Below are 26323 nucleotides of genomic sequence, written 5' to 3'. Positions count from 1 at the left end.
GGGCAGGCGATGGCCCGGCGCCTGCGGCTTGTTCCGGGCCTGGGTGCGTGTGATCGTCGTCCGATTAACTGACCTTCACACGTGTCGCGGGCAAGGTCCGGAAAGAGCCCTTTCCGCTTTACCAAGCGCGGAATCAAGGCCGCAGGCCGCCGCGCATCGCCGGGCCGTCCCCTGGCACGGCGATTTGGCTGCTGTAATGCCTCATCGTTAGTTAGGATGTGCTTGGCTGCCATAAAGTGCCAGTCACGACGGTCGGATCGCCGCACCACGGCCCGTCGATGCGCGGCTTGGGGTTTCGTTGCCAACGGCAACTTCGTCCGCTTACCAGACCTTCACACGCCTCTCGCGAAGGTCCGGAAGGAGCCCTACGTGACGCGAAGCGCAAGCCGGGCCAGCGCCTGCCCGGGGTGGGCGATGCCGACCTATGTTCATGCCACTTTATTTCCCAACCGTGAAGAATCCTAACGAGGGAACAACTAGTCACCCGGACTCTAAGTTCGGTTCATTGAGTGCAGCTCTCAACGGCAGGTTCGCACCCGACACCGAGGGCGGCCCTCCATTTGGCGGGGCATCTCCATTTTTCCATACTTCGCAGCATCTTGCGAGGTCGGAGTTTCGCACCCGCCGTTTTGCCGAAGGCAAACCTGCGGTTTGACTGGGGCGGGGTCGGGTGCGAACCGGATCGCAAGCGATCCGGGGGCAGCGGGAAATGATGCGCATTTCGTTTCCGCCATACTAGCCTCACCAAATCGCCTACCGTCATGCCAAAGGCATGCCGTCTATCAAGGGCGCGCCTTCGGTGCGACCGGCGGGCAGGCGATGGCCCGGCGCCTTCGGCTTGTTCCGGGCCTGGGTGCTTGTGATCGTCGTCCGCTTGTCTGACCTTCACACGTGTCGCAGCGAAGGTCCAAACCGGGCCGGGCACCATGCGGTCAGGGAAAGGGCGGAGCCGATTGCCCCGGGTCCCGTGCCTCAGACCTCTTCGATGCGCAGGGCGATGGGCGCGCCGGCCATCACGCCGGTGCCATCCATGGCGGCAATCGCGCGGTCCAGATCGGCGGGGATGGTCTTGTGGGTCACGATCAGCACCGGGGCCGTGCCGGTGTCATGTTCGTATTGCCGCATCCTGTTGATGCTGACACCCGCTTCGCCCAGGACCGTGGCGATCTTGGCCAGGGCGCCGGGTTTGTCCACCAGCGTCATGCGCAGGTAATAGGGGGCAGGGGTCTTGGACATGGCGGATTTCGCCTGTTGCAGACTGGCGGCGGGCTGGCCGAAGACGGGCATCAGCGTGCCGCGCGCGATGTCGCAGATGTCGGCCATCACCGCGCTGGCGGTGGGGCCTTCGCCCGCACCCGCGCCGCGCAGCACGATCTGGCCCACCGCATCACCATCCAGCACCACCATGTTGGTCCCGCCATCCAGCTGCCCCAGCGGCGAAGTGTCGGGCACCAGACAGGGCTGCATCCGCTGTTCCAGCCCGCGCCCGGTCTTTTGCGCCACGCCCAGCAGCTTGATCTTGTAGCCCATGTCGGCGGCGGCGTGGATGTCCTCGATGCTGACCCGCTCGATCCCTTCCAGATGAATGCCCGCGAAATCCACCTGCGCGCCAAAGGCGATGGAGGACAGGATCGCCAGCTTGTGCGCGGCATCAATGCCGCCCACATCCAGCTGCGGATCGGCCTCCAGATAGCCCAGGCCATCGGCTTCGGCAAAGATCTCCTGATAGGTTTTGCCCGAATTCTCCATCCGGGTCAGGATGTAGTTGCACGAGCCGTTCATCACGCCCATCACCCGGGTGATGGCATTGCCGGCAAGGCCCTCCATCAGTGTCTTGACCACGGGAATGCCGCCCGCGACAGCCGCCTCGAAACGCAGGTTGACGCCTTGCGCCTCTGCCAGTTCGGCCAGCGCCTGACCGTGGATCGCCAGCATCGCCTTGTTCGCCGTGACCACCTGCTTGCCCGCTTTCAGCGCGGCTTCAGTGGCGTTCTTGGCGGGGCCGTCCTCACCGCCCATGAGTTCGACAAAGACATCGACGTCATCGCGGCCGGCCAGTGCGACGGGGTCGTCCTCCCAGGCGTAGCTGTCCAGGCTGACACCCCGGTCCCGCCCCCTGGTGCGGGCAGAGACGGCGGAAATGGTGATCTTGCGGCCCGTGCGCGCCTCCAGCAGGGCGGCCTGCTGGCGGATGATGCGCACCACGCCGACCCCCACTGTGCCCAGTCCGGCAATACCAAGGCGAAGGGGATCAGACATGGGCGATATCCTTTGGGTGTGGTCAGGGTTCTGGTTCTGCCGCGATGTAGCGGTTTCACAGGCGGCGTGCAACGCAGGACCGCGGAACCGGCGCTATTGCAGACCTTCTGCCAGACGCTGCCGTTCCCGGCCCGACAGGATCGCGCCGCGCATCCGTGCCGCGCGTGACCTCAGCCGCGCCACCCGTGCCTCAAGCTGGGCCTGGGTGGCCTGCGCATCGACCCTGCCCGCGGTGGCCTGCGCCAGCAAAGGTTCAAGCGGCACCAGGGCGGGGTAATCGGCGGCGGCCATTTCGGGCGAAATCGTCCGGTCCAGCTCGGGAAACTGGGTGCAGGCGGCAAGGCAGCAGGCGGCCAGCAGGGCAATCGGGGGGCGTATGCTCATGACAACTTTCTTGCACCAGCCTGTCTGACAGCGCAAGCGGGCTTTGCTTTCGGATGCAGTTTCAGTAATCAGGGGTCATGGCGCGTACAACAGGTTCACATTCCGATATCACGGGGCCACGGGTCCGTGCGGCGGCGCTGAAGCTGTTCGCGCGCGGCGGCTATGCGGCGGTGTCGATGCGCGCCATCGCGGCAGAGGTCGGCGTGCAGGCCGGGGCGCTTTACAACTACACCCCCGACAAGCAGACCCTGCTGTTCGAACTGATGCGCGACCACCTTGAGGCGCTGCTTTGTGCCCTGCCGGTGCCAAGGGGCGATGCCCTGGCGCAGCTTGAGGATTTTGTCGCCTTCCACATCAGGTTTCACGCCGACCGGCCCGATGAGGTCTTCATCGCCTATATGGAATTGCGCAACCTCGATGAGGAGAATTTCGCCGAGGTCGAGCGCCTGCGCCGGATGTACGAGAACCGGCTGGAAAACGTCCTGCGTGCGGGTGTGGACAGCGGCGATTTCGCGGTCAAGGACACCAAGATCGTGACCCTGGCGATCATCGCGATGCTGACCGGGGTGAACACATGGTTCCGCGAGAGCGGGCGGCTGTCCCTGGACGAGGTTGTCGGGCAATACTGGGACATGGTGCGCAAGGCGGTCAGCGCAGCCTGAAGCGCCCGCGCGGGGCATCCCCGGCGGTGATGTTTGGCTGTTGATTTCTGATGATCACGAAGCGTCGGTAAAAAGGCGGCGCCGCCAGATCGGAGGTATGAGACGGGATTTTACCCCGCATTCCTGAACCGTTCAGATATGGCCCGATGTGCCGGGCCTCTTCTCCGGGTCGATACCGCAGGGGTGAAAGCCCTGCGGCTGTGTCATGACAGGGCAGGGTTTTAGGCCAGCGGGGTTAAGGCATGCTGACCCGGGCGCGCGCCGGGGGCGCAACAGGCCTGCCGCCTGGCTGTTCCGGGACATTCACGAATGTGCCAGGATGGCCGGAATGTGCTAGGATGGCGGCATGACCGAGGACGAACATCTTGCATGGTTGAAAAAGATCATGCCCATGGTGGCCACGCTGATGACCCTGGGCACATTCCTCGTGATCCGGCTGGCGGGTCATGGCAATGGCACGGCGCTGCTGGTCGCGGGCATCATGTTCGGCTTTGTGCTTCTGATGTATGGCGCGCGGGTCGTTCTTGGGGTCAAGGGCTTTGTCGTGGTGATCGGGGCAGGTGCTGTGATTCTGTGGCGCCTGCAGCGAAACGGCTATTTCTGACCGGCACCCTGCAACCCGATTACTCTGCACTGTCCCGAGAAAGTGAGGTGGGCGCATGGCCCACCCCTGTTTCAATGCGCCGGTTTGATGAACTTGCCGTTGCGCAGGTCGGCAAAGGCCTGTTCCAGCTCGGCCCGGGTGTTCATCACGATGGGGCCGTGCCAGGCCACGGGTTCCTCGATCGGCGCGCCCGAGATCAGCAGGAAACGCAGCCCTTCCTCGCCCGCCTGAACGGTCACCTCGTCCCCGGTGCCAAAGCGGATCAGGGTGCGGTCGCCGCTGAGATCGCGGATGTTGACCTCTTCGCCGGCCACTTCCTTTTCCAGCAGCACGCCGGAGGGGGCAGAGGCATCGGCAAAGGCACCGGCCCCCTGGAACACATAGGCGAATGCCCGGCGGTAGGTGTCGATGCGGAAGGTCTTTTTCACGCCCGCAGGCACGGTGATGTCGAGGTATTGCGGGTCTGCCGCGATCCCGTCCACCGGGCCGGTCTTGCCCCAGAAGTTTCCGGTGATCACCTTGACCTGTGTGCCGTCGTCGTCCGTCACCACCGGAATATCGGCCGAGGTCACGTCCTGGTAGCGCGGCGCGGTCATCTTCTGCGCGGCGGGCAGGTTGCCCCAAAGCTGGAAGCCATGCATCTGACCGCGCGCGTTTCCGGCGGGCATTTCCTGATGCAGGATGCCGGAACCGGCGGTCATCCATTGCACGTCACCAGCGCCCAGCGTGCCGCTGTTGCCCAGGGAATCGCCATGTTCGACCGTGCCTTCCAGCACATAGGTGATCGTTTCGATCCCCCGGTGGGGGTGCCAGGGAAATCCCTTTTCAAAATCCTCGGGCCGTTCGTTGCGGAAATCGTCGAACAGCAGGAAGGGGTCCAGTTCCGACGGGTCCTGAAAGCCAAAGGCGCGGTGCAGTTTGACGCCCGCACCTTCAAGCGTGGGGATTGCGCGACGTGTCTCAAGTGTGGGTCTGAGGGACATGACAATTCTCCTTGTCTGAAGCTGCAAGACAGATAGGTGCGCCGCGCGCAGCTGAAAAGAGAATTGCAGGCACGGGCTCTGTGCAAAAATGCGAGATTGCGGGGAATCCTTGCGGCAACCGCTCCGACTTCAGCTTTCTGGGCGGCCACGCAATAAGCCTCCGGGCAGGACCCGCGTGGCTGACCCGTCGCAATCAGGCGCGACAGGTCGCAGGTCAGCCGCGTTGATGGGGGTGCCCGGACAGGAGAGATGGATGAAAGTCGGATTTGTCGGATTGGGGAACGTCGGTGGCAAGCTGGCGGGATCGCTGCTGCGCAACGGGATCGAGCTGCATGTGCATGACCTGAACGCGGAACTTGTCGCCGCTAAGGTGGCGAAAGGCGCGACAGCCGCCGCCGGTCCAGGCGCGTTGATGCAAGCTTGCGATGTGGTGATCACCTGCCTGCCCAGTCCCGCCGCCTGCGCCGCCGTGCTGGCGCAGATGTTGCCCCATGTCGGCCCCGGCAAGATCTGGATGGAGATGTCGACCACCGATGCCGATCAGATCAAGGCCCATGCCGACGCGGTGATCGCAAAGGGCGGAGAGGCGGTGGATTGCCCGGTCTCGGGCGGGTGCCACCGGGCGGATACCGGCAATATCAGCATCTATGCGGGCTGCACGCGTGCCACCTTTGAAAAGGTCCTGCCGATCCTGACCCATATGGGCCGCCGCATTCTGCATGTGGGCGATGTGGGGGTGTCCAGCACGCTCAAGGTCATGACCAACTATCTGGCCACCATCAACCTTTTGTCGCTTTGCGAGGCGCTGACGGTGATGAAGGCGGCGGGCATGGACCTTGGCGTCACCTATGAGGCGATTGCGGCATCCTCGGGCAATTCATTCGTGCATGAGACCGAAAGCCAGCTGATCCTGTCGGGATCGCGGGATGTGAACTTTACCCTGGACCTTGTGCAAAAGGACGTGGGCCTGTTCCAGAAACTGGCCGATGACAACGGGGTGCCGCTGGAACTGTCGCCGCTGATGATCAAGATGCTGAGCGACGGGCAGCGCCGCTATGGTGTCAGCGCCCAGTCGGACCGGATGATCGAACGGCTGGAGGAGGCGACGGGCCTCAGCATCACCGCAGCGGGCTTTCCGACCGAGCTGACCGACGATGAACCCGAAGCGCGCGGCTATGAGGTGCCGCTGCGCCGGTAGCCTGCCCTGAAACGCAAAACGCGGCCCCTTTCCAGGGACCGCGTTTCAAATCTCGTCGCAGGGTGGCTTATGCCAGTGCGATGTTCGTCGCCGATTCGCGACCGTCACGGCCCGCTTCGATGTCGAATGTCACTTTCTGGTCGTCTGCCAGGCCGGTCAGGCCTGCGCGCTCAACAGCAGAAATATGGACGAAAACGTCCTTGCTGCCGCCATCGGGTGCGATAAAGCCGAAGCCTTTTGTTGTGTTGAACCATTTTACGGTGCCAGTGGCCATATCCGTAGTCTCCGTTTTTGGGTCTGTCCGCGGTATGCGACAGCTTGGCGTGGTCGATCTGGATCGGGACTGAACGCCGTATGAAGGAGACAGTGGGTCGAAAAAGAATAACGTTTGCCCCGCCCGCATATCGGAAATCCCATGGCAAATCAAGTGGGTGATGTGGCGACCCTGCGTGCCCTGCGCGGGCGGGCAGGTTTTTGCCCACAATCGGGGGCTTTGACGGCATCATGCGTCCTGACCGGCGACGAGCCGTCCTGCCGCAGCGTTTCGTCGTGCGCCGGGCGGGGCGCTTGGGGGGCAGGCACCGCGCCTTGGTCCGTCAACGCGCGGCGTGCCGCAGTTCAGCAGTTCGGCACGTTCACCGCTAGACCGCCCAGCGAGGTTTCCTTGTATTTCTCCGACATATCCGCCCCGGTCTGGCGCATCGTCTCGATACAGGCGTCCAGCGGCACCAGATGGGTGCCGTCGCCGCGCAGGGCAAGCGAGGCTGCCGAAACCGCCTTGATCGCGCCCAGGCCGTTGCGTTCGATGCAGGGCACCTGGACCAGCCCGCGCACCGGATCGCAGGTCATGCCAAGGTGATGCTCCAGCGCGATTTCAGCGGCATTTTCAATCTGTTCCGGCGTGCCGCCCATGACGGCACAAAGACCCGCCGCAGACATGGCGGCGGCAGAGCCCACTTCGGCCTGACAGCCCGCCTCGGCCCCCGAGATGGAGGCGTTGAACTTGACCAGCCCGCCGATGGCGGCTGCGGTCAGCAGGAAATCCTCGATATGGCTTTCCGATGCGCCGGGCACATGGTCGAGGTAATAGCGCAGGGTGGCGGGCATCACGCCGGCCGCGCCATTGGTGGGCGCGGTGACCACCTGACCGCCGGCCGCGTTTTCCTCGTTCACCGCCATGGCATAGACGCTCATCCAGTCGTTGATCGTATGGGGCGCGCGCTGGTTCTGGCCACGTTCGGCCATCAGCGCATCGTAAATGCCCTTGGCGCGGCGCTTGACGCTCAGGCCGCCGGGCAGGATGCCGTCGGTGGTCAGCCCCCGGTCGATGCAGTCGTTCATCACCTGCCAGAGCTTCCTGGACCCTTCGCGCAGGTTGACCTCGCCGCCGCGCGAGATTTCATTGGCGCGTTTCATTGCCGCGATGCTCTTGCCCGAGGACTTTGCCATCTCCAGCATTTCGGCGGCGGATTTGAACGGGTAGGGCACCGGCGCGCCCTCGTCGGTATCCTTGCCCGCGGCCAGTTCGGCCTCGGTCATGACAAAACCGCCGCCGACGGAATAGAAGGTCTCGCGCAGGACCACGTCGCCCTGGGCGTCGCGGGCCATCAGCAACATGCCATTGGCATGGCCCGCAAGCTTGGTGTCGTAGTCGAAAACCATGTCCGCCCTGGGGTCGAAACGCAGGGGCGGCAGCCCCTCGACCTCGATCACATGGGTCTCGGCGATCTGTTTCAGCACCGCCTCGGCGCGTTCGTGGTCATAATCGCGCGGGGTGAACCCGGCGAGGCCCAGGATCGTCGCGCGGTCCGTGGCATGGCCGACACCGGTAAAGGCCAGCGACCCGTGCAGCGAGGCGCGCAACCCCGCGAAATGGAAGGGCGAGGCGCGCATCATGTCGAGGAACCGCGCGGCGGCGACCATCGGGCCCATGGTGTGGGAGGAGGACGGGCCGATGCCCACCTTGAACATGTCGAAAACGGAGAGGAACATCAGGTGGCACTTCCTTCGGGCGGGGTGGCCAGTTGTGGCGCGGTGAATGGGGTTGGTCCCAGCCCTTCGGCAGCTTGCGCGGCGCGGGTGCAGGGCAGGGTTTCAAGCATCAGGCAAAGATTGTGCAGATGGGCGGTCTGCGCAAGCCGGAACCATGAACGGTCGGCGGCCAGGGGGTAAAGCGCGCACCAGCGCAGGCAGCAGGCGAGGTAGAAATGCAGGATGCCGGGGGTCTGCGGGTCAAGCCAGGCCGGACCGGCGGCCGCCAGCCTGTCGAGCTGTGCAAGATGCGATGCCAGTGCCATCTGCATGGTCTGGCGCAGGGCGGCCTGATGCGCCGGATCGGGGCCTGCATATTTTTCCGGATAAAAGGTCATGCGCAGGGCCGGGTGCAGCGTGTTCGACACGAAGAACAGCCATTTGAGGAAGGCCGCCCGGTCGGGGTGATCCGGTGCCGGGGCCATGCCGCCATGGGTATCGGCCAGCCACAGCAGGATCGCGCCGGTCTCGAAGATCGGCCCCTGCGGTGTCTCCAGCACCGGGATCAGCCCGTGGGGGTTCAGCCCGCGATAGGCGGGCGAGCCTTGCTCTCCCGTTGCGCGGTTCACCAGCCTGGTCTCGAAGGGCCGGCCCATATGGTCCAGCGCCAGCCGGACGATCAGCGAGGCATTGTCGGGGGCGTAGTGAAGGACATATCGGTTCATGAAACCTGACCTAGCGCAGGCAGGGCCGCGCGCACGTTCGAAAACGACGCTTGATGTGCTGGTCGACACCAAAACGATCGTCCAGGTGCCGCCAGGATCGACGGGATGTTCTACGGCGGGCCGCCGACGCCGCGCAAGCAAACCGGTACTGCGGAGGCAGGGTCAGCGGGGGTCGGCTCAGTTCCGAAAATACCCGATGCTGCGAGAGGCATAAACGGCAGCTTTTGATCGGGTGGCCAAAAACGTGACAAAACGCGGAGCAGTTTTGCCAGAGGTTTGTGGCACAGGGTTTTTCAACGATTGCGGTTGAGCCTCGCGGAGTGGCGAAAATGAGCGTATTTGGCGCATCTATTCTGTCAGGGGGTTTATGTCAGGTGAGCGGACATTGCTGCCGTTCGCAACGAAACGTCAAGCCGCGCATCGACGGGCCGTGGTTCGGCGATCCGACCTCAGTGACTGGCACTTAATGGCAGCCAAGCACATCCTACATAACGATGTGGAATTACAGCAGCCAAATCGCCGTGCCTGGGGACGGCCCGGCGATGCGCGGCGGCCTGCGGCCTTGATTCCGCGCCGGGGCGAAGCGGAAAGGGCTCGTTCCGGACCTTCTTCGCACCGCAGAATGTGCCAAAACTCAACCGTTTCTGTCACAGCCGATAACGACCGTTTTTGACGCACAGGTTTTGGCATAGAGTTTTTGGCAATCTCGTTCATGGACGCATACATCCCCGTTGCGTTTTGTGAAGGCGTAGCGAACGATGGTCTTGGGCTTCCTTTACCAATGATGGATAGAACCTGTTCCGCACGTGCGCGGAGGTTCCATGCAACACAGTTTCAGCGACTTCCTCAGACATGGTGGTAACGGTCACTATGTTATTGCACGGCGCGATGGTCGCATTGTTGGTCGTCGTCTGGGATTGTCACTTAAATCGACGTTCCCAAACTATTCTGCTTTGAGGGCCGATTTCAGCGAACGCCTCGATGAGGTGATTTCCGAGAACACCCAGCTGCTGCTGAATGCACTGACTCCGCCGGACACGGTTCCAACTGTCACCAAAGCTGATCTGCCATACGTGAACAAGGTATGCGAGAGCGAGAAATTGGTCTCGGTGCCGAGGAGACCGGGCTAGTTCCGGGGCCTATTGTTCGCGACCCCACCGGCGCAGCCGAATTCATTGATGCGAATAACCAAGCGTGGGACGTCAAGGGCTTCAGAAGCGGATTCCCAGCAAGTGCAGGCGGATTCGACGTGACCACCGACGTTGCAAAGATTGAGCGAGAACTTCGGTCAGGGCATAATGTAATCATTGATACCGGGTTCCTGACGGAAACGGACCTCCACTCTCTGCAAGAAGAGGTTGATCGTAGAGGTATCTCAGACAGAGTGGTATATTGGCCATGAAAAATCTTGACCTACAAAAACGGCTGGAAGCTTTCAGCTCAGGGCAGGGCAAAAACCAAGAGTTAGGCACTTACTTGGAAGAACTAGGCCTCGATTTTAGAGGTACTCGGCCCAACGGCTTGAACTTGAATGGAGCCGTTATACCCGCCTCGAACTTCTCCGGTATGACTTTAGAGAACGTCGATTTCTACGGTGCGAACTTGGGTGGTGCAAATTTCTCTGGGGCAATACTCAAGAATGTGGACTTCACAAAAGCAAACCTCGACAATGCTAATCTCACAAACGCAACAGTTGTTGGAGGGAGCTGGTTCAGAGCAACATGTATAGGTGCGCAGGTTGCAGGGCTCACCTTCTCCGGGACCAATTTGGAACGGACCTTTCCCCAGCTTTCATAGCGTGATTGTCGGACGATTTCGGTCATTACTCATAGGTTTTTGTCACCGGCAGAAACGACCGCTTTTGTCACTGCGGTACTCTTCATCGCAGACATTCGCGCCGCCTCAGCGAAGGCCCACCCCATCCGCTCACCCGACACGCGATCCGCGCAGGCTTTCGGCGTATCCGGGGGTGTCGGTGCCGGACAGCCATGATGAAAACGGATAGAATCCTCCCCCCGGCACGGGACTGGCCCGGCTGGCGCAACCGGGGGGAATCGATGCCGCCGGTGCCGGTGCCTGTCCCGCCCTGGTGCCGCGATTGCGGCGCTGATGGCGGGTGCTGCGTGGTGCCGCATGAGTGACCGCCGGGTTGGCGCGCCGGCCCCGGGGCGGTTTTGGCCCGGTGCTTTCGATTTCACACAAAAACCCGGCGCTAGCCCCTCGCACCGGGCCGCTAATGTCCCTATAACCCGGTCAGGTTACGCAAAAGGAAGCTGCCTCATGGCCGGAGAACTGTCTCCCATCGACAAGGCAAAGTTTGTTGCCGCGAAACGCGCGGCCCAGTTTGTCGAAGACGGCATGCGCGTGGGGCTTGGCACCGGGTCCACCGCCGCCTGGCTGGTGCGCTGCCTGGGCGAAATGGTGCGCGATGACGGGCTGCGCATCCGGGGCGTGCCGACATCGGCGCGCACGGCGGAACTGGCCCGCAACGTGGGCATCGAGGTGATTTCTCTGGATGAGGCGAAATGGCTGGACCTGACCATTGACGGGGCCGATGAATTCGACGGTGAGCTGAACCTGATCAAGGGCGGCGGCGGTGCGCTGCTGCAGGAAAAGATCGTGGCGACGGCAAGCGACCAGATGGTGGTCATTGCGGATATCGGCAAGGAAGTCGAACATCTGGGCGCCTTTCCCCTGCCGATCGAGGTGATCCCCTTTGGCTGGCAGACCACCCAGGCGCTGGTGGAGGAAACGCTGATTTCGATGGATGTGCTGGGCCGGTCTTCGACCCTGCGGATGAACGGCGATACCCCCTTCATCACCGACGAGGGCAACCATATCCTTGATCTGCACCTGAACCGGATCGGCAATGCGCGGCAGCTGGCGCTGGTTCTGAACCAGATGCCCGGCGTGGTCGAGAACGGGTTGTTCATCGACATCTGTGACGCAGTCGTGATCGGCTACGGGGATGGCAGGGTCGAGGTGCGCGACATAAATGAGGGGACAGTCGCGACGGAGCGGCTGGACTTTGTGGAAACGGACAATCTGTTTTCCGACCTCAGCGAGTGACCGAGAATAAGGAAGAACCAATGGCTGACACCGATTTCGACTATGATCTTTTTGTGATCGGCGGCGGCTCTGGCGGGGTGCGCGCCGCGCGTGTCGCCGCAGGCGAATACGGGGCAAAGGTCGCGCTGGCTGAGGATGACCGCTATGGCGGCACCTGCGTGATCCGGGGCTGCGTGCCGAAAAAGCTGATGGTCTTTGCCTCCACCTATTCCGATGTGGTGGAAGAGGCCAGAAGCTATGGCTGGGACCACAGGCAGGGGCCGTTTGACTGGCAGGATTTCCGGGGCCGGCTGACGCAGGAACTCGACCGGCTGGAAGGGGTCTATCGCAAGCTGCTGGCCAATTCCGGGGTGGAGACTTTTGACCTGCGCGCGCGCCTGAAGGATGCGCATACGGTCGAACTGGCCGATGGCACCACGAAGACGGCGAAACATATTCTGGTGGCGACCGGCGGCCATCCGGTGCGCCCTGATCTGCCGAATGCGGAGCTGGGCATCGTGTCGGATGACATCTTTCATCTGGACCAGCTGCCGAAATCCATCCTGATCATCGGCGGCGGCTATATCGCCTGTGAATTCGCCTGCATCCTGCGCGGTCTGGGTGTCGAGGTGACGCAATATTACCGTGGCGCGCAGATCCTGCGTGGCTTTGACGACGAAGCGCGCGGGCTTGTCGCCGAAAGCATGCGCGACAGCGGCATCGACCTGCACACCGGCACCAATATCGTTGAGATGGCCCTGGCCGAGGACCGCAAGGATGGCCCGCAACCCACCGCATCGGATGCCTCCATGGGGGCAGGCGTGAAACAGGCCGCGGGCCGGTCCGGGCCGGTCTGGGTCAAATCGACCAATGGCGGCGAAAAGGTCTTTGACATGGTGCTTTTCGCCACCGGGCGCGACCCGTCGAGCAAGGACATGGGGCTGGAAGAGATCGGCGTGACCCTGGGCCGTCGCGGCGAGATCAAGGTGGATGAATACAGCCAGACCGGCGTGCCCTCGGTCTATGCCATCGGCGATGTGACCGACCGGGTGAACCTGACACCGGTTGCGATCCGCGAGGGGATGGCCTTTGTCGAGACTGTCTTTGGCGGCAATCCGACCCCGGTGGACCATGATCTGATCCCCTCGGCCATCTTCACCCAGCCCGAGATGGGCACGGTGGGGCTGAGCGAGGAAGAGGCGCGCGACCGCGAGCCGGTCGAGATCTATTGCACATCGTTCAAACCGATGCAGAGCGCCTTTGCGGGCAAATCCGACCGGGTGCTGATGAAACTGGTGGTGTCCCGCGAAACCCGCGTTGTGCTGGGCTGCCATATCGTCGCACCCAATGCGGGCGAATTGATCCAGATGGCGGGCATTGCGGTCAAGGCGAAGCTGACCAAGGAACAGTTCGATGCAACCTGTGCGGTGCATCCGACCATGTCGGAAGAACTGGTCACCATGCGCAAGCCGGTCCGCACTGCTTGAATCCGGGCTGTTTGCGCCCACATTCAAAAGCGTACATAGAGTAACTTGAGAAGGCCGTGTTTCGCGGCACAGAGGGGAAAAGACTTATGGCTGGCAATTCGGGCGGCCCCTGGGGAGGGGGCGGCAACAACGGCGGAGGTCGTGACAAGGGGCAAGGCGGACAGGGCGGCGATCGTGGCCAGGGTGGCCGCGGGCAGGGCAGCGATAAGCCGCAGATCCCCGAAATCGACGATCTGGTCAAGAAGGGCCAGGAACAGCTTCGCGTCCTGATGGGCGGCGGCAACCGGAACCGGGGCAATGGCACCGGCGGCGGTGGCGGCAACGGTGGCCCAGCGCTGACGCGCGGCACGGTCGGGCTTGGTCTTCTGGCGGCGGCGGGGCTTTGGGCCTTTACCAGCTTTTACACGGTACGCCCCGAACAGCAGTCCATCGAGCTTTTCCTGGGTGAATTTTACCAGGTCGGCACCGAAGGTCTGAACTTTGCCCCATGGCCCTTTGTCACCGCAGAAGTCTTTGACGTGACCACCAACCGCACCGAAGAGATCGGCGTGGGCCGCGGCGCATCGGACAATGACGGCCTGATGCTGACCACGGATGAAAATATCGTGGACATCGACTTTCAGGTGGTCTGGAACATCAAGAACGCGCGCGATTTCAAGTTCTCGCTGCGCGACCCGGAAGCCAGCGTGCGGGCGATTTCGGAATCCGCCATGCGGGAGGTCATCGCGCAGTCCGAACTGGCACCGATCCTGAACCGGGACCGGGGGGCGGTGGCAGACCGCGTCAAGGAACTGATCCAGACGACGCTGGACAACCGTGAAACCGGGATCAACATCCTGCGTGTCAACCTGAACAAGGTGGACCCGCCCAGCCAGACCGTCACGATCACCAATACCGATGGTGTCACCACGCAGGAATCGGCTGTGGATGCCTTCCGCGACGTGCAGGCCGCCGAACAGGAACGCGACCGGCTTGAACGTCAGGCGGATGCCTATGCCAACCGGCGCACCGCCGAAGCGCGCGGCGAAAGCGCGCAATTGCTGGAAGCCGCCGAAGGTTACCGGGCGCGTGTCGTCAATGACGCTGTGGGTGAGGCGAGCCGTTTCGAGGCGGTGCTGACGGAATATCAGCAGGCCCCGGAGGTGACGCGCAAGCGTCTTTACATCGAAACCATGCAGAAGGTGCTGGGCGATGTCGACAAGATCATCCTTGAGGGTGGTGTCGGCGGCACTGGCGGGGGACAGGGCGTTGTGCCCTATCTGCCGCTGAACGAGTTGCGTCGCAATGGAGGGTCGAACTGATGCGCAGGATCGGATTTTTGATACCCATCGCGGTGATTGCGCTTGTCGCGCTGCTGTCGTCGATCTTTGTCGTGGACGAACGCGAGAAAGCCCTGGTTCTGCGCTTTGGCCAGATCAAGCAGGTCAGGATCGAGCCGGGCATCGGCTTCAAGGTGCCGCTGCTGGACGAGGTCGTGCGCTTCGAGGACCGGATCCTCACGCTTGAGACCGAGCTGATCGAGATCACACCGGCCGATGACCGGCGCCTGCTGGTCGATGCGCTGGTGCTCTACCGCATTGATGATGTCGTGCAGTTCCGTCAGGCCATTGGTGCCGGCGGCCAGCGTCAGGCCGAAAACGACCTGAGCGGCATCATGGAATCGCAGATCCGCGCCGTGCTCGGCTCGCAGGGGGTGACGTCGAACACCATCCTGTCGCCGGAACGGTCGGGGCTGATGGACCAGATCCGCGAGAATGCGGACCAGCGTGCAAGCGTGCTGGGGCTGAGCGTTGTGGATGTGCGGCTGCGGCAGACAAACCTGCCGGAGCAGAACTTTGACGCGACCCTGCAACGGATGATCGCCGAGCGGGACCGCGAGGCGACAGACGAACGCGCCCGTGGCCAGGAAGCGGCGCAACGGATCCGGGCGCTGGCCGACCGGACCTATGAGGAAATCCTCTCCGAAGCGCGCCGCGATGCGCGCATCATCGAGGGTGAGGCAGATGCCGAGCGCAACAAGATCTTTGCGCAGGCCTATGGCAAGGATCAGGAATTCTTTGAATTCTACCGGTCCCTGACCGCCTATGAAGAAGCGCTGAAAGGGTCGAATTCGACCATGGTCATGTCCCCGGATTCGGAGTTCTTCAACTACCTGCGGTCCGACCAGGGCAGCCGCTCTGTCGAGGGTGAAACCCGGTGACATTGCTGCTGCTGGCTTTCGGGCTGGTGATGGTTCTGGAGGGGCTGGTCTATGCGCTGGCCCCTTCGCTTTTGGAGCGTATGCTGGAACTGCTGCGCGAGATGCCGCAGGGGGCGGTGCGGCAGATCGGTGCGCTGGTCGTGGTCTGTGGGCTGATCCTGATCTGGACCGCTTTCCAGATCGGCCTGTAAGCCGGCGCAGGGGCTGAACACCCCGGTAAATCCCTGTCACGATGACGCCCCGGCCCGTTTCAGGCGCCGGCGGGCGGCCGCCCTGCACAGATTGGGCCCGGCGCTGTTGAAAACCCCGTGATCAGGCACATCTTTGATATTGCGGTGCATAGGTTCACCATGCACTCTGTCGGCAAGATGTTTCGGGCAGGCTTGCCCCATCGGATAAAGCAGGAGAAGACCCAATGCAGTCACGGGCACAAGTGCGCGCCGTCCCATTCCATGAAAGCCGGATGTTCCGGGGGCTGATGTTGAGCCTGCTGGCCTTTGTGCTGATTGTGGCGCAGGCCATCGCGGTATTGGCCAAGCCCGAAAGCCTGGCCCCGCTGGCGGAACAGATCAGCCCCTCGGTGGTGAACATCACCACCTCGACGGTTGTCGAAGGGCGCACCGGCCCGCAGGGCATCGTGCCGGAGGGCTCTCCCTTTGAGGATTTCTTTCGCGAATTCCGCGACCGCAACAATGGCGGCAACGGCGAAAGACCGCGCCGCTCCTCTGCGCTGGGGTCCGGCTTTGTGATCTCGGAAGACGGCTATGTGGTCACCAACAACCATGTGATCGACGGCGCGGATGAGATCACCATCGAATTCTTTTCCGGCAAGGAGCTGATCGCCAAGGTGATCGGCACCGACCCCAACACCGACATTGCCCTGCTCAAGGTAGAGGCGGACAGCCCGCTGCCCTATGTGACCTTCGGCGACAGCAACAAGGCGCGTGTGGGCGATTGGGTCATCGCCATGGGCAACCCGCTGGGGCAGGGGTTTTCCGTCAGCGCGGGCATCGTGTCGGCGCGCAACCGCGCCTTGTCGGGCACCTATGACGATTACATCCAGACCGATGCGGCGATCAACCGGGGCAACTCCGGCGGGCCGCTGTTCAACATGGACGGCCAGGTGATCGGGGTGAACACCGCGATCCTGTCACCCAATGGCGGCTCCATCGGGATCGGCTTCTCGATGGCCTCCAACGTGGTCACCCGCGTGGTCGACCAGCTCAAGGAATATGGCGAGACCCGGCGCGGCTGGCTGGGCGTGCGCATTCAGGATGTGACGCAGGACGTGGCGGATGCGATGGGCCTTGCCAAGGCGACCGGCGCGCTGATCACCGATGTGCCGGAGGGCCCCGCCAAGGAAGCGGGCCTGCTGACCGGGGATGTGATCATGTCCTTTGATGGTGTCGAAGTGGCCGATACGCGCGCATTGGTGCGCCAGGTCGGCAATTCGCCGGTCGGGGCCAGCGTGCGCGTCACCGTGATGCGCGAGGGCAAGAGCCAGACCGTCAAGGTGGTGCTGGGCCGCCGCGAGGATGCGGACAGCGAGGAACCGGCCGCGACCCCCGAGGATGCGCCGCAGGATGCACCGGCCCAGACCTCCATGCTGGGTCTGACCCTGACGCCGCTCACCGATGAGATCCGCGAGGAACTGGGGGCCGATGCGGGCACCGATGGCCTGGCGGTGACCGAGGTGGATGAAGCATCGGAAGCCTTCGAGAAAGGGCTGCGTATCGGCGATATCATCACCGAGGCCGGTCAGCAGAAGGTGACCTCCATCGCCGATCTGGAAGCGCGGATCGAAGCGGCACAGGACGCGGGCCGCAAATCGCTCCTGCTGCTGGTGCGCCGCGCCGGTGATCCCCGCTTCGTGGCGCTGACGCTGGACAACGGCTGAGCCTTCCTTGCCCGTCGTGATGCGAAGGTGCGAAAGGTCGCGCCTTCGTCAGATGCCGGGCAAAACCGGCTTTGGCGTACCATCGTCGATCCGGAGGGCGATGCGATGTCGGAAGGATGGGACCGGGGCAGAGCTGTCGTTCATCGAAACTGCGGCAAAAGGCAGGTTCGGGCCCTTTCCGCTTCCCCCGGCGCGGAATCAAGGCCGCAGGCCGCCGCGCATCGCCGGGCCGTCCCCTGGCACGGCGATTTGGCTGCTGTTATGCCTGACAGACAGGTAGGATGTGCTTGGCTGCCATTAAGTGCCAGTCACTGAGGTCGCATCGCCGCACCACGGCCCGTCGATGCGCGCCAATGGCACGGCAGCTCTGTCCGCAATGCCGTCATCTGACCTGCTCAGTCTGAGTGCCGGGTTTCGTGATCACCAGCAGGCGCCGGGCCCTGTCACCCCTACAGGCTTGCGCCATCGTATTTCTGCGGCAACAGGCTGTCGATATCCACCCCGTCGAGGCAACGCACGTTGATGGCGCGCATTTCGACACCATCCGCGCCCACACCCCTGCTGAATGACTTCACCCCGCAGGTCTTGCAGAATTCATGATGGATGTTGCCGGAGGCGAACTGGTAGTCGCTCAGGTTCTCCGCTCCCTTCAGCAAGGTGAAGTTTTCCGCCGGCGCAAAGCCGAGTATCGTGCCCTGGCGGCGGCAGATGGAACAATTGCAGGTCACCAGGTGATCCAGTGCCAATGTCACCTCATATGCCACCGCGCCGCAGTGGCAGCTTCCGTGATAGGTCTGTTCGCTCATCTTCTTTTCCTTTGTTCTGAAGTGTCCGGATGCGGTCAGATGTCCAGGCCCTGACCGGTTTCGAGGAAGGATTTCATGCTGGACAGGACAATCGGCCAGCCCGCGCTGATGCCTTTCAACATGCCGCTGCCGGGCTGCAATTCGTCATGCGAGACGGTCAGCTTGACCATGTCGCCCTTGCCTTCGATGTCATAGGTGACCCGGCTGTACTGGTCGGGATCGTCCTTCTGGCTTTCGTTGGCCCAACTGACGACAAGGCGCTTTGGCGGGTCGCATTCGATGACCTTGCCGACCAGCTCGACGGTGCGGGTTTCCCCGACCTTGACGTGCTGCCAGTCGGACCCGGGCTGCCAGTCCTCCGAGACATTCTCATGGCCCCAATAGCGGCGGCAAACCTCGGGCCTTGTGATCGCCTCGAACAGCTTTTCAGGCGTTGTGCGGATAAAGGTCACATAGATGAAGCTGGCGGATTTGTCGGTCATTTCCCGTTCCTTTCAAGTTCCTGTTTGAGGTCGTGGAGAAGGCCCAGACGGCCTTCCTCGAATTTCCGGATCCAGCGCGCGTAAACCTCGTAGAGCGGGACCGGGTTGATGAAATGCAGTTTTTCGCGCCCGCGACGGGCGGTGCTGATCAGATTGGCCTGCTCAAGAAGGCCGAGATGCTGGGTCACGGATTGGCGTTTCATGTCCATGGAGGTGCAGAGCTGCCCGAGTGTCTGGCCGTTCTGATCGCAAAGCCGGTCAAGCAACTGCCTGCGGTTCGGATCGGCCAGCGCCTTGAACACCTTGTCGTCATCCATGCGACTCTCCTTGAGCGATGGAAGCCATATATGCAGGCATTTACCTGCCTGTCAATACATGCAGGCAAATACCTGCATGAATCCGGGTGCAAGCGCCGCGCCCGATGCGGGTTCTCAAGGACACCGTCTGTTGCAAGGGCCGGCCCCGGGGGTGGCCATGTTCATATGACCCAGGCCAAAAGGGGCCCTGCGGGTAACCTGCAGGGTCATTGCCGGCGATTCGGCTTGTCTGCTTTAGGCGGGGTCGCGCGCCACCGCGATCAACCCCAGGCCACGCGCGGTTTCGAGCGAGAGCACACCGCTGTCCGGCTCCGTGGGCTTTTGATAGCGCTGCACCGCCGCGCGGGTGGCATCGTCCAGGATGCCGGTGATCTGCTGGGTGTAAAGCCCGCGGGCCGACAGCGCGCGTTGCAGGGAGGCGACGAATTCGGGGGTCAGGACCTCGGGGCAGGGGGTTTCAAACCAGTTGTCGCGCCGGGCCACCACCATCTCCTGATGGGTTTCCGACCGGTATACCGGCGGTTTGGCCACGCTGCCGTCGGGGTTCATCCTGGCGGGTTCGACCTGGACCTGCTCTGTCACGGTTTCAAAGACAGCCGGGCTGACCGTGCGGCCCCAGCAACTGCCCGGCGGCGCGCCCTCGGGCCCGTTTCGCGTGGCCTCCACCACGCCGGGTTCCGGAGGCGCATCCGCTGCCGGTGCCGCAAGATCGCAGGCAGCGACCCCGAGACTGAGCAAGAGAGGAAAGCAAAGGCGCAATACGCGCGCCGGTGGGAAAATCGCCTGTGACATGGCCCAATACCTTTGGGTCTGGAATTTGCTGATCACTCTAGAACGTCTCGCCAGCCTTGCCTAGCGCAGCCGGCCCATCGGGGCCAGTTTCCCCGGCCACCGCGACACTGCGGCGAAATGGGGGTGGCAGAGAAATTGCCACACCGCTAAAACCCATGAAAGGATTTCTCAGGAAGGGACCAGGAATGGCCAAGATTACCTACGTGGAACATGGTGGCAAAGAACATGTCGTAGAGGTCGCCAACGGGATGACCGTGATGGAAGGCGCCCGCGACAACAATATTCCGGGGATCGAGGCCGATTGCGGCGGTGCCTGCGCCTGTTCGACCTGCCACGTCTACGTGGATCCGGCCTGGATCGAGAAACTGCCGCCAAAGGACGACATGGAAGAGGACATGCTGGACTTTGCCTATGAGCCCGACACGGAGCGGTCCCGGCTGACCTGCCAGCTGAAGGTGACCGATGCGCTGGACGGCCTGCGGGTGCAGATGCCGGAAAAGCAGATCTGATGATCGGGGGCTGTGTCTTCAAGATACTTGAAGATACAGCTGCCAGGGGCGCGCTGCGTCTCTCGTTCCGGGAGTGGCGCGCGCAGTTGCGCAGCGGGCGGCTGGCGCTTTGCGTCATGATGGCGGGGGGGGCCGGTGCCGCCCTTGCCGCGCAGGATCTGCCGCAGGGGCCGATCGACCGGGCGCGCTATGATGCGCCGACCACCCGCTATCCGCATGGCGTCCTGGGGGACGCGGTGGAGCATGGCGCGCTGGTGATCCAATACGCCGGACACCCCACCCCCCATATTCTGACCCTGCCGCCCGAGCGCGTGTTCGAGGATGTGGCCCCAAGGCTTGCCGATCTGGACGGGGACGGGCAGCAGGAGGTGGTCGTGGTGGAAAGCCACCGCGACCTGGGCGCGCGGCTTGCGGTCTACAATGGCGCCGGGCTGGTCGCCGCGACACCCTATATCGGTCAGCGGTTCCGATGGCTGGCACCGGTTGGGGTGGCGGATCTGGATGGCGACGGGCTGACGGAGATCGCCTATATCGACCGGCCGCATCTGGCGAAAATCCTGCGGATCTGGCGGTTCGAGGATGGCAGGCTGCGGCAGGTCGCCAGCCGCGCAGGCTTTACCAATCACCGGATCGGCGACACCGGCATTGCAGGCGGGATCAGGCGTTGTGGCGGCGCGCCCGAGATCATTGTCGCGGATGCGGACTGGCAGCGAATCGTCGCACTTCGCCTCGCCGGCGGCGCGCTGACCGCGCGCGATGCGGGGCCGCACCGGGGTCCTGCGGATTTCACCAGGGCATTGGCCTGCTGAAATGCTGCGCTGCGCTGTCATAATGCTGATACTTGGCACATCGGCGGGGCTGGCCCAGACCCGGATCACACCAGAGCAATTCATGGACCGCGCCGTTGGCCGCACCCTGACCTTTGAAAACATGCTGGATGGCCGGCTTGTCGGGGTCGAGGAATTCCTGTCGCGCCATCAGACCGTCTGGGCCCGGCGCGACGGCAGCTGCACCTATGGCCATGTCACCCTGACCCAGGACCAGGTCTGTTTCCGCTATGAAGATCAGGAACATATCAGCCATTGCTGGTATCCGCACGACCGCAACGGCACCCTGGTCATGCAATCCCTGCGCGGGTCGGTTCAGGAGGTCACCCGGATCACCGACCTGCCGGTGGCCTGCCAGGACGCGCCGCTGTCCTGACCGGCGTCGCCGGTCACGTCCAGGGCGGGCAGCTGGCTCACAGGGCGCGCCAGCCGATGTCCCGGCGGCAGAATCCTTCGGGCCAGTCGATCTGGTCCACCATCGCATAGGCCCGCGCCTGTGCCTCGGCCAGCGAGGCACCGCGCGCGGTGATGTTCAGCACGCGGCCACCGGCGGCCAGGAACTGCCCGTCCTTGCGGGCGGTGCCGGCATGGAAGGCCATATTGGCGCTGTCCTCGGGCAGGTTTTCCAGCCCCTTGATCACGCTGCCCTTTTCGTAGTCCCCGGGATAGCCGTTTGCGGCCATCACAACAGTGACCGCGTGATCCTCGGCCCAGTTCACGCGGGCCTCCGACAGGCGGCCCTGGGCGGTGGCATGCATCAGATCAAAGGCCTGCGCGCCCAGCCGCATCATCAGCACCTGGCATTCCGGGTCGCCAAAGCGCACGTTGTATTCCACCAGACGCGGGGCGCCGTCCTTGATCATCAGCCCGGCATAGAGCACCCCCTGATAGGGCGTGCCCCGGCGGACCATCTCGGCCATGCAGGGGCGGATGATCTCGGCCATGGCACGTTCCGCGATTTCATCGGTCAGCACCGGGGCGGGGGAATAGGCCCCCATGCCGCCGGTGTTCGGCCCGGTGTCGCCGTCGCCCACGCGCTTGTGGTCCTGTGCGGTGCCGATGGGCAGCACGGTGTCGCCGTCGCAGAGCACGAAGAAGGAGGCTTCCTCGCCCTCCATGAACTCTTCGATCACCACTTCGGTGCCGGCATCGCCAAAGGTGCCGTCGAACATCGTGTCGACCGCTGCCAGCGCCTCTTCGTCGGTCATGGCGATGATCACGCCTTTGCCAGCCGCCAGGCCATCGGCCTTGATCACGATGGGCGCGCCGTGTTCACGTACATGGGCGCGGGCGGCATCGGCATCGGTGAAATGGCCATAGGCCGCCGTGGGCGCGCCTGCGGCATCGCAGATTTCCTTGGTAAAGGCCTTGGAGGCCTCAAGGGCTGCCGCCGCTGCCGAAGGGCCAAAGACCGGATAGCCCGCGCCGCGCAGATCATCCGCGACACCGGCGGCCAGAGGTGCCTCCGGCCCGACGATCACGAAGTCGATGTTGTTCTCGTCGCAGAACACGGTGACCGCGCCGCCATCCATGATGTCCAGATCCGCGCAATCCGCGATCATCGCGATGCCCGCATTGCCCGGCGCCACGATCAGCTTGTCACACTTGGGGTTCTGTAACGTCGCCCAGGCGAGGCTGTGTTCGCGTCCGCCACTGCCCAAAATGAGGATATTCATGGGGCTGCACTCCCTTGGCCTTTGTCTGTCCGCGTTCTATTCTGCACCTGCCCAAGACACAAGGACAGGACATGGACCTGATCGACGATCCCCGCGAGGGGCAGAACAGCCCGGAATTCTCTGTCACCGAACTGTCCGGTGCGATCAAGCGGGTGATCGAGGGCGAATTCGGCCATGTGCGGATTCGCGGCGAGGTGGGCCGGGTCAGCAGGCCCCGGTCGGGGCATATCTATCTGGACCTCAAGGACGACAAATCCGTCATCTCCGGGGTGATCTGGAAAGGCGTGTCGGCGCGGCTGGACACCCAGCCCGAAGAGGGGATGGAGGTGGTCGCCACGGGGCGCATCACCACTTTCGGCGGCCAGTCGAAATATCAGATCGTGATCGAGGATATCAAACCTGCAGGCATGGGCGCGCTGATGGCCCTGCTTGAAAAGCGCAAGAAGGCGCTGGCGGCGGAGGGGCTCTTCGAGGCATCGCGCAAGCGGCCCTTGCCCTATCTGCCGGATGTGATCGGCGTGGTCACCTCGCCCTCCGGCGCGGTGATCCGCGACATCCTGCACCGTCTGCGCGACCGGTTTCCGCGCAAGGTGCTGATCTGGCCGGTGGCGGTGCAGGGCGCGAAATGCGCACCCGAAGTGGCCCGCGCCATCGAAGGCTTCAACGCGCTGACCCCCGGCGGCGCCCTGCCGCGCCCCGACCTGCTGATTGTCGCGCGGGGCGGCGGCTCGGTCGAGGATCTCTGGGGGTTCAACGAGGAAATCGTGGCGCGGGCGGCGGCGGCCTCGCAGATTCCGCTGATTTCGGCGGTGGGGCATGAGACGGATACGACGCTGATCGACTATGTTTCGGACCGCCGCGCGCCCACGCCGACGGCGGCGGCGGAACTGGCGGTGCCGGTGCGGCACGAACTGGCGGCCTGGCTCGACAGTCAGGAGGCGCGGATGCGGGTGCTGCTCAGCCAGGGGCTGAGCCGCCGTGACCAGCGGCTGCGCGACATGGCGCGCGCCTTGCCCCGTGCCGAAACGCTGCTGGACGGGCCGCGCCAGCGGCTGGACCGCGCGGGCGAGAAGCTGGAACCGGCGCTGATCGCCGGGGTGCAGCGGCGACGGGTGCGGCTGGCGGATGTCTCCGGCTCCCTGCGGCCCGCGACCCTGCGCCAGCGCCTGGCGCAGGACCGGCGGCGGCTGGGGGAAATCGCGGCGCGGCTTGCCCCGGCGCTGGCGCGCGGCGTTGCGGCGCGGCGCGACCGGTTTGAAAGCCGGGCACGGGGGTTCCGCCCTGCCGCATTGGCGCAGGACCGCGCGCGCAAGGCCGATGCCTTTGCCGCGCTGGTTGCGCGCCTGTCGGATGCGGGCCAGCGCCAGACCCGCGGCTGGCGGCAGCGGATCGACGCGCTGGACCGGCTGCGCGAGACCCTGAGCTACAAGGCGACACTGGCGCGCGGCTATGCGGTGGTGCGCGGCGATGGTGCGGTGGTGACCGGCAAGGCGGCGGCAGGAAAGGCCACAAGTCTTGAGATCGAATTCGCCGATGGCCGGATCACGGTTGGGGCCGGCAGCGCCAAACCCGCGCCGCGCAAGGCGGGCAAACCGCCCGAACAAGGTTCGCTGTTCTGAAGCGCTGGCTCAGACGCCGACCTTTGGCCCCAGGCATTCAAAGGGATCCTTGCCCGGATCACCCTCGAAAATCCGGGTCGGGAAGCCGCCGTTGCGCAGCACCGCCACCAGCCCGGTTGCGGTCCGCTCCACCGCCCAGCATTGCGGGTCGGGGTTGTTTTCGTAGGTAAAGCAGATCAGCCCGCCCTCGGCATACCATTGCCCTTCGATACAGGTGCCGCCCCGTTCGGACCAGCGCACCTGCCGGTCCTCCAAATAGCTTTCGGCAGCGGTCACGCCGCGCCCGTCGCCCCGATCGAAATAGAGGGTCTTGCCACCGACATAGGCCTGAAAGGCCTCTGCGGTGTCCAGCGGTTCCGCCTGCGCCATGCCCGCGCAGAGCAGCAGCGCTGCCAGCAGCGGTTTCACACGCCGACCTTGGGGCCGAGGCAGAGCATTTCCTCGCCCACATCCCGGGCTTCATAAAGTTCGGTGGTCTGCGGATCGTTCTCGAACCGTGCGATCAGCCCGCCGGTGCCGCGCGAGAAGCTCCAGCATTGCGGATCGGGGTTGTCTTCATAGACGAAACAGATCAGCTCGCCGTCCTGATACCATTCCCCCGCGCGGCATTCCCCGTCGAGAAAGGACCATTCGACACGGCGGTTCCCGTGGTAGGCTTCCGCGCCATAGGCGCTGCCGTTGCGCCCGTAAAAGAGCGTCTTGCCCCGGGTGTAGGCGTCGAATTCCTCTGCCGTCATCAGGTCCTGCGCGGCGGCAGGCAGGGCGGGCAGGGCAAGCAGGAGCGACAGGGTCAGGGCGATGTGTTTCATGGGGTCAGAGTGCCAGAAAGCCGCCGCCGCTGCCAGTGGTCATCGCGGGTCACGCGACATCCTGCCAGCGCGCCGCGCGCCGGTCCATGAGGCGGTGCCAGAGTGGCGGCACCAGTGCCACCACCGCCATCACCGGCAGGCTGTGGGGCAGGACCGGCATGGTTTCGGGGGTGACCTCAAGCGCCGGAAAGGCGCGGGCGGGGCGCATGTGGTGATCCGAATGGCGCGGCGCGTTCAGCATCATCGCGCTGGAATACCACTTGGGCGCGTTCCAGCTGTGCTGCGGGCCGACCGGCTCGGGCTTGCCCGTCTCCAGCACCCGGCGGCGCAGCCCGTAGTGCTGCACGTAATCCGACAACAGCAACTGCCACTGGGCATAGGCGGCAATCCCGACATAGACGACAAGACCGCGGAACCCGGCCAGCAGGAAGGCACAGAGCAGTGCGGCCGCCGCACCGGCCAGATAGCCGAGGTAGGGGTGGCTCCATGCCGGAGGGGATGTTGCCGCGCGGGCGCGATGTGCCGTCTCGGCGCGCAGCCCTGCGGTGAATTCACCGCGCAGTACATGGCCGCAATAATGCCAGAACCCCATGCCCATCGGTGCCGAATTGGGATCCGCATCGGTGGCGGCATGCACATGGTGGACCCGCAGATGCGCCGAAACGTGATGCCCATGCAGAAGCGAGACATAGATCGCCACACCGATGCGCCGGGGCAACCGGCGGCCCGCGTGGATCAGCTCATGCGCGTTGGAATTGGAAACCTGGCCAAAGAACAGACCCAGCCCGGCAAAGATCAGCAGCTTGTCGGTCAGGTCGAGCTGTTGCCCTGCGGCCAGCGCCCGGACCCCCAGCGCCAGCAGCGGGAAATGCACCACTGCCAGGGTCAGGCAAAGCGCGCGCCCCGTCGCATCGCTGACCTGGGCCCGGCGCGGCAGCTTGTCCATGAAAAAGACAAAGACCGTGATCGACAGCACCGCCAGCAGTGGCCAGATGCCGCCCAGCAGGCAGGCCAGGGCCAAAAGCCCCGCAGGCAGCAGGCTGGCAAAGACAAACCAAGGCATCGTGT

General features: G+C 63.8%; 29 protein-coding genes. 15 read left to right on the top strand and 14 right to left on the bottom strand.

Annotated elements, in window-relative coordinates:
* Nucleotides 1-972: 972 nt before the first annotated feature.
* The gene (locus ACWNZ3_RS12420) at nucleotides 973-2259 is read right to left on the bottom strand and encodes a homoserine dehydrogenase (RefSeq protein WP_274578089.1); all 1287 of its coding nucleotides are present in this window, start codon (nucleotides 2257-2259) and stop codon (nucleotides 973-975) included.
* A 93-nt stretch (nucleotides 2260-2352) separates the two neighbouring features.
* On the bottom strand, nucleotides 2353-2643 hold the full coding sequence (locus tag ACWNZ3_RS12415) for a hypothetical protein (RefSeq protein ID WP_269363883.1): 291 nt from the start codon (nucleotides 2641-2643) through the stop codon (nucleotides 2353-2355).
* 77 nt (nucleotides 2644-2720) lie between these two features.
* Between ACWNZ3_RS12415 and ACWNZ3_RS12410 the strand changes: the two genes are divergently transcribed.
* Nucleotides 2721-3305 carry a TetR/AcrR family transcriptional regulator gene (locus tag ACWNZ3_RS12410; RefSeq protein ID WP_269363881.1) on the top strand — a complete coding sequence of 195 codons (585 nt, stop codon included), beginning with the start codon at nucleotides 2721-2723 and terminating at the stop codon, nucleotides 3303-3305.
* 346 nt (nucleotides 3306-3651) lie between these two features.
* Nucleotides 3652-3909 (top strand): hypothetical protein, encoded by a 258-nt coding sequence (locus ACWNZ3_RS12405; RefSeq protein WP_274578092.1) that lies wholly within the window; start codon nucleotides 3652-3654, stop codon nucleotides 3907-3909.
* Nucleotides 3910-3980: 71 nt separating this feature from the next.
* On the opposite strand, the gene ACWNZ3_RS12400 is transcribed toward ACWNZ3_RS12405, so the two are convergent.
* The gene (locus ACWNZ3_RS12400) at nucleotides 3981-4892 is read right to left on the bottom strand and encodes a pirin family protein (protein ID WP_496900126.1); all 912 of its coding nucleotides are present in this window, start codon (nucleotides 4890-4892) and stop codon (nucleotides 3981-3983) included.
* A 253-nt stretch (nucleotides 4893-5145) separates the two neighbouring features.
* Between ACWNZ3_RS12400 and ACWNZ3_RS12395 the strand changes: the two genes are divergently transcribed.
* On the top strand, nucleotides 5146-6090 hold the full coding sequence (locus tag ACWNZ3_RS12395) for an NAD(P)-dependent oxidoreductase (protein ID WP_496900125.1): 945 nt from the start codon (nucleotides 5146-5148) through the stop codon (nucleotides 6088-6090).
* Nucleotides 6091-6157: 67 nt separating this feature from the next.
* Here the strand turns inward: ACWNZ3_RS12395 and ACWNZ3_RS12390 are convergent, their stop codons facing one another.
* The 3 genes from ACWNZ3_RS12390 to ACWNZ3_RS12380 form a co-directional block, all read right to left on the bottom strand.
* The gene (locus ACWNZ3_RS12390) at nucleotides 6158-6364 is read right to left on the bottom strand and encodes a cold-shock protein (RefSeq protein ID WP_067293393.1); all 207 of its coding nucleotides are present in this window, start codon (nucleotides 6362-6364) and stop codon (nucleotides 6158-6160) included.
* Between the two features lie 344 nt (nucleotides 6365-6708).
* Nucleotides 6709-8082 carry an L-serine ammonia-lyase gene (locus tag ACWNZ3_RS12385; protein WP_269363851.1) on the bottom strand — a complete coding sequence of 458 codons (1374 nt, stop codon included), beginning with the start codon at nucleotides 8080-8082 and terminating at the stop codon, nucleotides 6709-6711.
* Nucleotides 8082-8786, bottom strand: a complete 705-nt coding sequence (locus ACWNZ3_RS12380) for a glutathione S-transferase family protein (RefSeq protein WP_496900124.1) — start codon at nucleotides 8784-8786, stop codon at nucleotides 8082-8084. The genes ACWNZ3_RS12385 and ACWNZ3_RS12380 overlap by 1 nt, the downstream gene beginning before the upstream one ends.
* A gap of 821 nt (nucleotides 8787-9607) precedes the next feature.
* Here ACWNZ3_RS12380 and ACWNZ3_RS12375 point away from each other — a divergent pair.
* The 8 genes from ACWNZ3_RS12375 (at nucleotide 9608) to ACWNZ3_RS12340 (ending at nucleotide 17418) form a co-directional block, all read left to right on the top strand.
* Nucleotides 9608-9916: a hypothetical protein gene (locus ACWNZ3_RS12375; RefSeq protein WP_496900123.1), complete on the top strand. Its 309-nt coding sequence runs from the start codon at nucleotides 9608-9610 to the stop codon at nucleotides 9914-9916.
* 268 nt (nucleotides 9917-10184) lie between these two features.
* Nucleotides 10185-10583: a pentapeptide repeat-containing protein gene (locus ACWNZ3_RS12370; protein ID WP_114275727.1), complete on the top strand. Its 399-nt coding sequence runs from the start codon at nucleotides 10185-10187 to the stop codon at nucleotides 10581-10583.
* Between the two features lie 483 nt (nucleotides 10584-11066).
* Entirely contained in the window at nucleotides 11067-11855 is a 789-nt protein-coding gene (gene rpiA, locus ACWNZ3_RS12365) for a ribose-5-phosphate isomerase RpiA (RefSeq protein WP_114275726.1), read from the top strand.
* A gap of 20 nt (nucleotides 11856-11875) precedes the next feature.
* The gene (gene gorA, locus ACWNZ3_RS12360) at nucleotides 11876-13321 is read left to right on the top strand and encodes a glutathione-disulfide reductase (protein WP_496900122.1); all 1446 of its coding nucleotides are present in this window, start codon (nucleotides 11876-11878) and stop codon (nucleotides 13319-13321) included.
* Nucleotides 13322-13407: 86 nt separating this feature from the next.
* Nucleotides 13408-14622 (top strand): FtsH protease activity modulator HflK, encoded by a 1215-nt coding sequence (gene hflK / locus ACWNZ3_RS12355; RefSeq protein ID WP_269363843.1) that lies wholly within the window; start codon nucleotides 13408-13410, stop codon nucleotides 14620-14622.
* Nucleotides 14622-15521 carry a protease modulator HflC gene (gene hflC, locus ACWNZ3_RS12350; protein ID WP_496900121.1) on the top strand — a complete coding sequence of 300 codons (900 nt, stop codon included), beginning with the start codon at nucleotides 14622-14624 and terminating at the stop codon, nucleotides 15519-15521. The genes hflK and hflC overlap by 1 nt, the downstream gene beginning before the upstream one ends.
* Nucleotides 15518-15712 carry a DUF2065 domain-containing protein gene (locus ACWNZ3_RS12345; protein ID WP_114275723.1) on the top strand — a complete coding sequence of 65 codons (195 nt, stop codon included), beginning with the start codon at nucleotides 15518-15520 and terminating at the stop codon, nucleotides 15710-15712. Before hflC ends, ACWNZ3_RS12345 begins: the two co-directional genes overlap by 4 nt.
* A 224-nt stretch (nucleotides 15713-15936) precedes the next feature.
* A complete protein-coding gene (locus ACWNZ3_RS12340) occupies nucleotides 15937-17418 on the top strand; it encodes a DegQ family serine endoprotease (protein ID WP_269363839.1) in 1482 nt (493 codons plus the stop codon).
* A 449-nt stretch (nucleotides 17419-17867) separates the two neighbouring features.
* On the opposite strand, the gene ACWNZ3_RS12335 is transcribed toward ACWNZ3_RS12340, so the two are convergent.
* The 4 genes from ACWNZ3_RS12335 to ACWNZ3_RS12320 all read right to left on the bottom strand — a co-directional run bounded on the left by ACWNZ3_RS12335 (nucleotide 17868) and on the right by ACWNZ3_RS12320 (nucleotide 19815).
* Nucleotides 17868-18224: a GFA family protein gene (locus ACWNZ3_RS12335; RefSeq protein ID WP_496900120.1), complete on the bottom strand. Its 357-nt coding sequence runs from the start codon at nucleotides 18222-18224 to the stop codon at nucleotides 17868-17870.
* 35 nt (nucleotides 18225-18259) lie between these two features.
* Entirely contained in the window at nucleotides 18260-18706 is a 447-nt protein-coding gene (locus ACWNZ3_RS12330; protein WP_496900119.1) for an SRPBCC family protein, read from the bottom strand.
* Nucleotides 18703-19023 (bottom strand): ArsR/SmtB family transcription factor, encoded by a 321-nt coding sequence (locus ACWNZ3_RS12325; protein WP_269363833.1) that lies wholly within the window; start codon nucleotides 19021-19023, stop codon nucleotides 18703-18705. Before ACWNZ3_RS12325 ends, ACWNZ3_RS12330 begins: the two co-directional genes overlap by 4 nt.
* Nucleotides 19024-19257: 234 nt before the next feature.
* The gene (locus ACWNZ3_RS12320; protein WP_496900118.1) at nucleotides 19258-19815 is read right to left on the bottom strand and encodes a peptidoglycan-binding domain-containing protein; all 558 of its coding nucleotides are present in this window, start codon (nucleotides 19813-19815) and stop codon (nucleotides 19258-19260) included.
* 185 nt (nucleotides 19816-20000) lie between these two features.
* On the opposite strand from ACWNZ3_RS12320, the gene ACWNZ3_RS12315 reads away from it, so the two are divergent.
* Genes ACWNZ3_RS12315 through ACWNZ3_RS12305 form a run of 3 tightly spaced genes read left to right on the top strand, consistent with a single transcriptional unit; the run spans nucleotide 20001 to nucleotide 21527 of the window.
* The gene (locus tag ACWNZ3_RS12315) at nucleotides 20001-20324 is read left to right on the top strand and encodes a 2Fe-2S iron-sulfur cluster-binding protein (RefSeq protein WP_496900117.1); all 324 of its coding nucleotides are present in this window, start codon (nucleotides 20001-20003) and stop codon (nucleotides 20322-20324) included.
* Nucleotides 20324-21133 carry an FG-GAP repeat domain-containing protein gene (locus ACWNZ3_RS12310; RefSeq protein WP_496900116.1) on the top strand — a complete coding sequence of 270 codons (810 nt, stop codon included), beginning with the start codon at nucleotides 20324-20326 and terminating at the stop codon, nucleotides 21131-21133. Before ACWNZ3_RS12315 ends, ACWNZ3_RS12310 begins: the two co-directional genes overlap by 1 nt.
* 22 nt (nucleotides 21134-21155) lie before the next feature.
* Nucleotides 21156-21527, top strand: coding sequence for a hypothetical protein (locus tag ACWNZ3_RS12305; RefSeq protein ID WP_496900115.1), 372 nt, complete (start codon nucleotides 21156-21158; stop codon nucleotides 21525-21527).
* A gap of 37 nt (nucleotides 21528-21564) precedes the next feature.
* Here the strand turns inward: ACWNZ3_RS12305 and purD are convergent, their stop codons facing one another.
* A complete protein-coding gene (purD, locus tag ACWNZ3_RS12300; protein ID WP_496900114.1) occupies nucleotides 21565-22827 on the bottom strand; it encodes a phosphoribosylamine--glycine ligase in 1263 nt (420 codons plus the stop codon).
* 71 nt (nucleotides 22828-22898) lie between these two features.
* Here purD and xseA point away from each other — a divergent pair, with 71 nt between their 5' ends.
* Nucleotides 22899-24446, top strand: a complete 1548-nt coding sequence (gene xseA / locus ACWNZ3_RS12295; protein WP_496900113.1) for an exodeoxyribonuclease VII large subunit — start codon at nucleotides 22899-22901, stop codon at nucleotides 24444-24446.
* A gap of 9 nt (nucleotides 24447-24455) precedes the next feature.
* Here xseA and ACWNZ3_RS12290 read toward each other — a convergent pair whose 3' ends face one another.
* From ACWNZ3_RS12290 to ACWNZ3_RS12280, 3 genes are read right to left on the bottom strand one after another with little or no spacing between them, the layout of a single operon-like run.
* The gene (locus tag ACWNZ3_RS12290; protein ID WP_496900112.1) at nucleotides 24456-24854 is read right to left on the bottom strand and encodes a hypothetical protein; all 399 of its coding nucleotides are present in this window, start codon (nucleotides 24852-24854) and stop codon (nucleotides 24456-24458) included.
* Nucleotides 24851-25255 (bottom strand): hypothetical protein, encoded by a 405-nt coding sequence (locus tag ACWNZ3_RS12285; protein ID WP_274578172.1) that lies wholly within the window; start codon nucleotides 25253-25255, stop codon nucleotides 24851-24853. Before ACWNZ3_RS12285 ends, ACWNZ3_RS12290 begins: the two co-directional genes overlap by 4 nt.
* 49 nt (nucleotides 25256-25304) lie before the next feature.
* Nucleotides 25305-26318, bottom strand: coding sequence for an alkane 1-monooxygenase (locus ACWNZ3_RS12280; RefSeq protein ID WP_496900111.1), 1014 nt, complete (start codon nucleotides 26316-26318; stop codon nucleotides 25305-25307).
* Between the last annotated feature and the right edge of the window lie 5 nt (nucleotides 26319-26323).

It is taken from the genome of Sulfitobacter sp. IGS-18, assembly GCF_059628195.1.
Note: the sequence above shows the minus strand (reverse complement) of the source record. Positions and strands in the feature narration are given on the sequence as shown.

Excerpts from the sequence above, each read along its gene's own strand:
- ACWNZ3_RS12420 (WP_274578089.1), bottom strand. The coding sequence starts at position 2,259 with ATGTCTGATCCCCTTCGCCTTGGTATTGCCGGACTGGGCACAGTGGGG.
- ACWNZ3_RS12415 (WP_269363883.1), bottom strand. The coding sequence starts at position 2,643 with ATGAGCATACGCCCCCCGATTGCCCTGCTGGCCGCCTGCTGCCTTGCC.
- ACWNZ3_RS12410 (WP_269363881.1), top strand. The coding sequence starts at position 2,721 with ATGGCGCGTACAACAGGTTCACATTCCGATATCACGGGGCCACGGGTC.
- ACWNZ3_RS12405 (WP_274578092.1), top strand. The coding sequence starts at position 3,652 with ATGACCGAGGACGAACATCTTGCATGGTTGAAAAAGATCATGCCCATG.
- ACWNZ3_RS12400 (WP_496900126.1), bottom strand. The coding sequence starts at position 4,892 with ATGTCCCTCAGACCCACACTTGAGACACGTCGCGCAATCCCCACGCTT.
- ACWNZ3_RS12395 (WP_496900125.1), top strand. The coding sequence starts at position 5,146 with ATGAAAGTCGGATTTGTCGGATTGGGGAACGTCGGTGGCAAGCTGGCG.
- ACWNZ3_RS12390 (WP_067293393.1), bottom strand. The coding sequence starts at position 6,364 with ATGGCCACTGGCACCGTAAAATGGTTCAACACAACAAAAGGCTTCGGC.
- ACWNZ3_RS12385 (WP_269363851.1), bottom strand. The coding sequence starts at position 8,082 with ATGTTCCTCTCCGTTTTCGACATGTTCAAGGTGGGCATCGGCCCGTCC.
- ACWNZ3_RS12380 (WP_496900124.1), bottom strand. The coding sequence starts at position 8,786 with ATGAACCGATATGTCCTTCACTACGCCCCCGACAATGCCTCGCTGATC.
- ACWNZ3_RS12375 (WP_496900123.1), top strand. The coding sequence starts at position 9,608 with ATGCAACACAGTTTCAGCGACTTCCTCAGACATGGTGGTAACGGTCAC.
- ACWNZ3_RS12370 (WP_114275727.1), top strand. The coding sequence starts at position 10,185 with ATGAAAAATCTTGACCTACAAAAACGGCTGGAAGCTTTCAGCTCAGGG.
- rpiA (WP_114275726.1), top strand. The coding sequence starts at position 11,067 with ATGGCCGGAGAACTGTCTCCCATCGACAAGGCAAAGTTTGTTGCCGCG.
- gorA (WP_496900122.1), top strand. The coding sequence starts at position 11,876 with ATGGCTGACACCGATTTCGACTATGATCTTTTTGTGATCGGCGGCGGC.
- hflK (WP_269363843.1), top strand. The coding sequence starts at position 13,408 with ATGGCTGGCAATTCGGGCGGCCCCTGGGGAGGGGGCGGCAACAACGGC.
- hflC (WP_496900121.1), top strand. The coding sequence starts at position 14,622 with ATGCGCAGGATCGGATTTTTGATACCCATCGCGGTGATTGCGCTTGTC.
- ACWNZ3_RS12340 (WP_269363839.1), top strand. The coding sequence starts at position 15,937 with ATGCAGTCACGGGCACAAGTGCGCGCCGTCCCATTCCATGAAAGCCGG.
- ACWNZ3_RS12335 (WP_496900120.1), bottom strand. The coding sequence starts at position 18,224 with ATGAGCGAACAGACCTATCACGGAAGCTGCCACTGCGGCGCGGTGGCA.
- ACWNZ3_RS12330 (WP_496900119.1), bottom strand. The coding sequence starts at position 18,706 with ATGACCGACAAATCCGCCAGCTTCATCTATGTGACCTTTATCCGCACA.
- ACWNZ3_RS12325 (WP_269363833.1), bottom strand. The coding sequence starts at position 19,023 with ATGGATGACGACAAGGTGTTCAAGGCGCTGGCCGATCCGAACCGCAGG.
- ACWNZ3_RS12320 (WP_496900118.1), bottom strand. The coding sequence starts at position 19,815 with ATGTCACAGGCGATTTTCCCACCGGCGCGCGTATTGCGCCTTTGCTTT.
- ACWNZ3_RS12315 (WP_496900117.1), top strand. The coding sequence starts at position 20,001 with ATGGCCAAGATTACCTACGTGGAACATGGTGGCAAAGAACATGTCGTA.
- ACWNZ3_RS12310 (WP_496900116.1), top strand. The coding sequence starts at position 20,324 with ATGATCGGGGGCTGTGTCTTCAAGATACTTGAAGATACAGCTGCCAGG.
- ACWNZ3_RS12305 (WP_496900115.1), top strand. The coding sequence starts at position 21,156 with ATGCTGATACTTGGCACATCGGCGGGGCTGGCCCAGACCCGGATCACA.
- purD (WP_496900114.1), bottom strand. The coding sequence starts at position 22,827 with ATGAATATCCTCATTTTGGGCAGTGGCGGACGCGAACACAGCCTCGCC.
- xseA (WP_496900113.1), top strand. The coding sequence starts at position 22,899 with ATGGACCTGATCGACGATCCCCGCGAGGGGCAGAACAGCCCGGAATTC.
- ACWNZ3_RS12285 (WP_274578172.1), bottom strand. The coding sequence starts at position 25,255 with ATGAAACACATCGCCCTGACCCTGTCGCTCCTGCTTGCCCTGCCCGCC.
- ACWNZ3_RS12280 (WP_496900111.1), bottom strand. The coding sequence starts at position 26,318 with ATGCCTTGGTTTGTCTTTGCCAGCCTGCTGCCTGCGGGGCTTTTGGCC.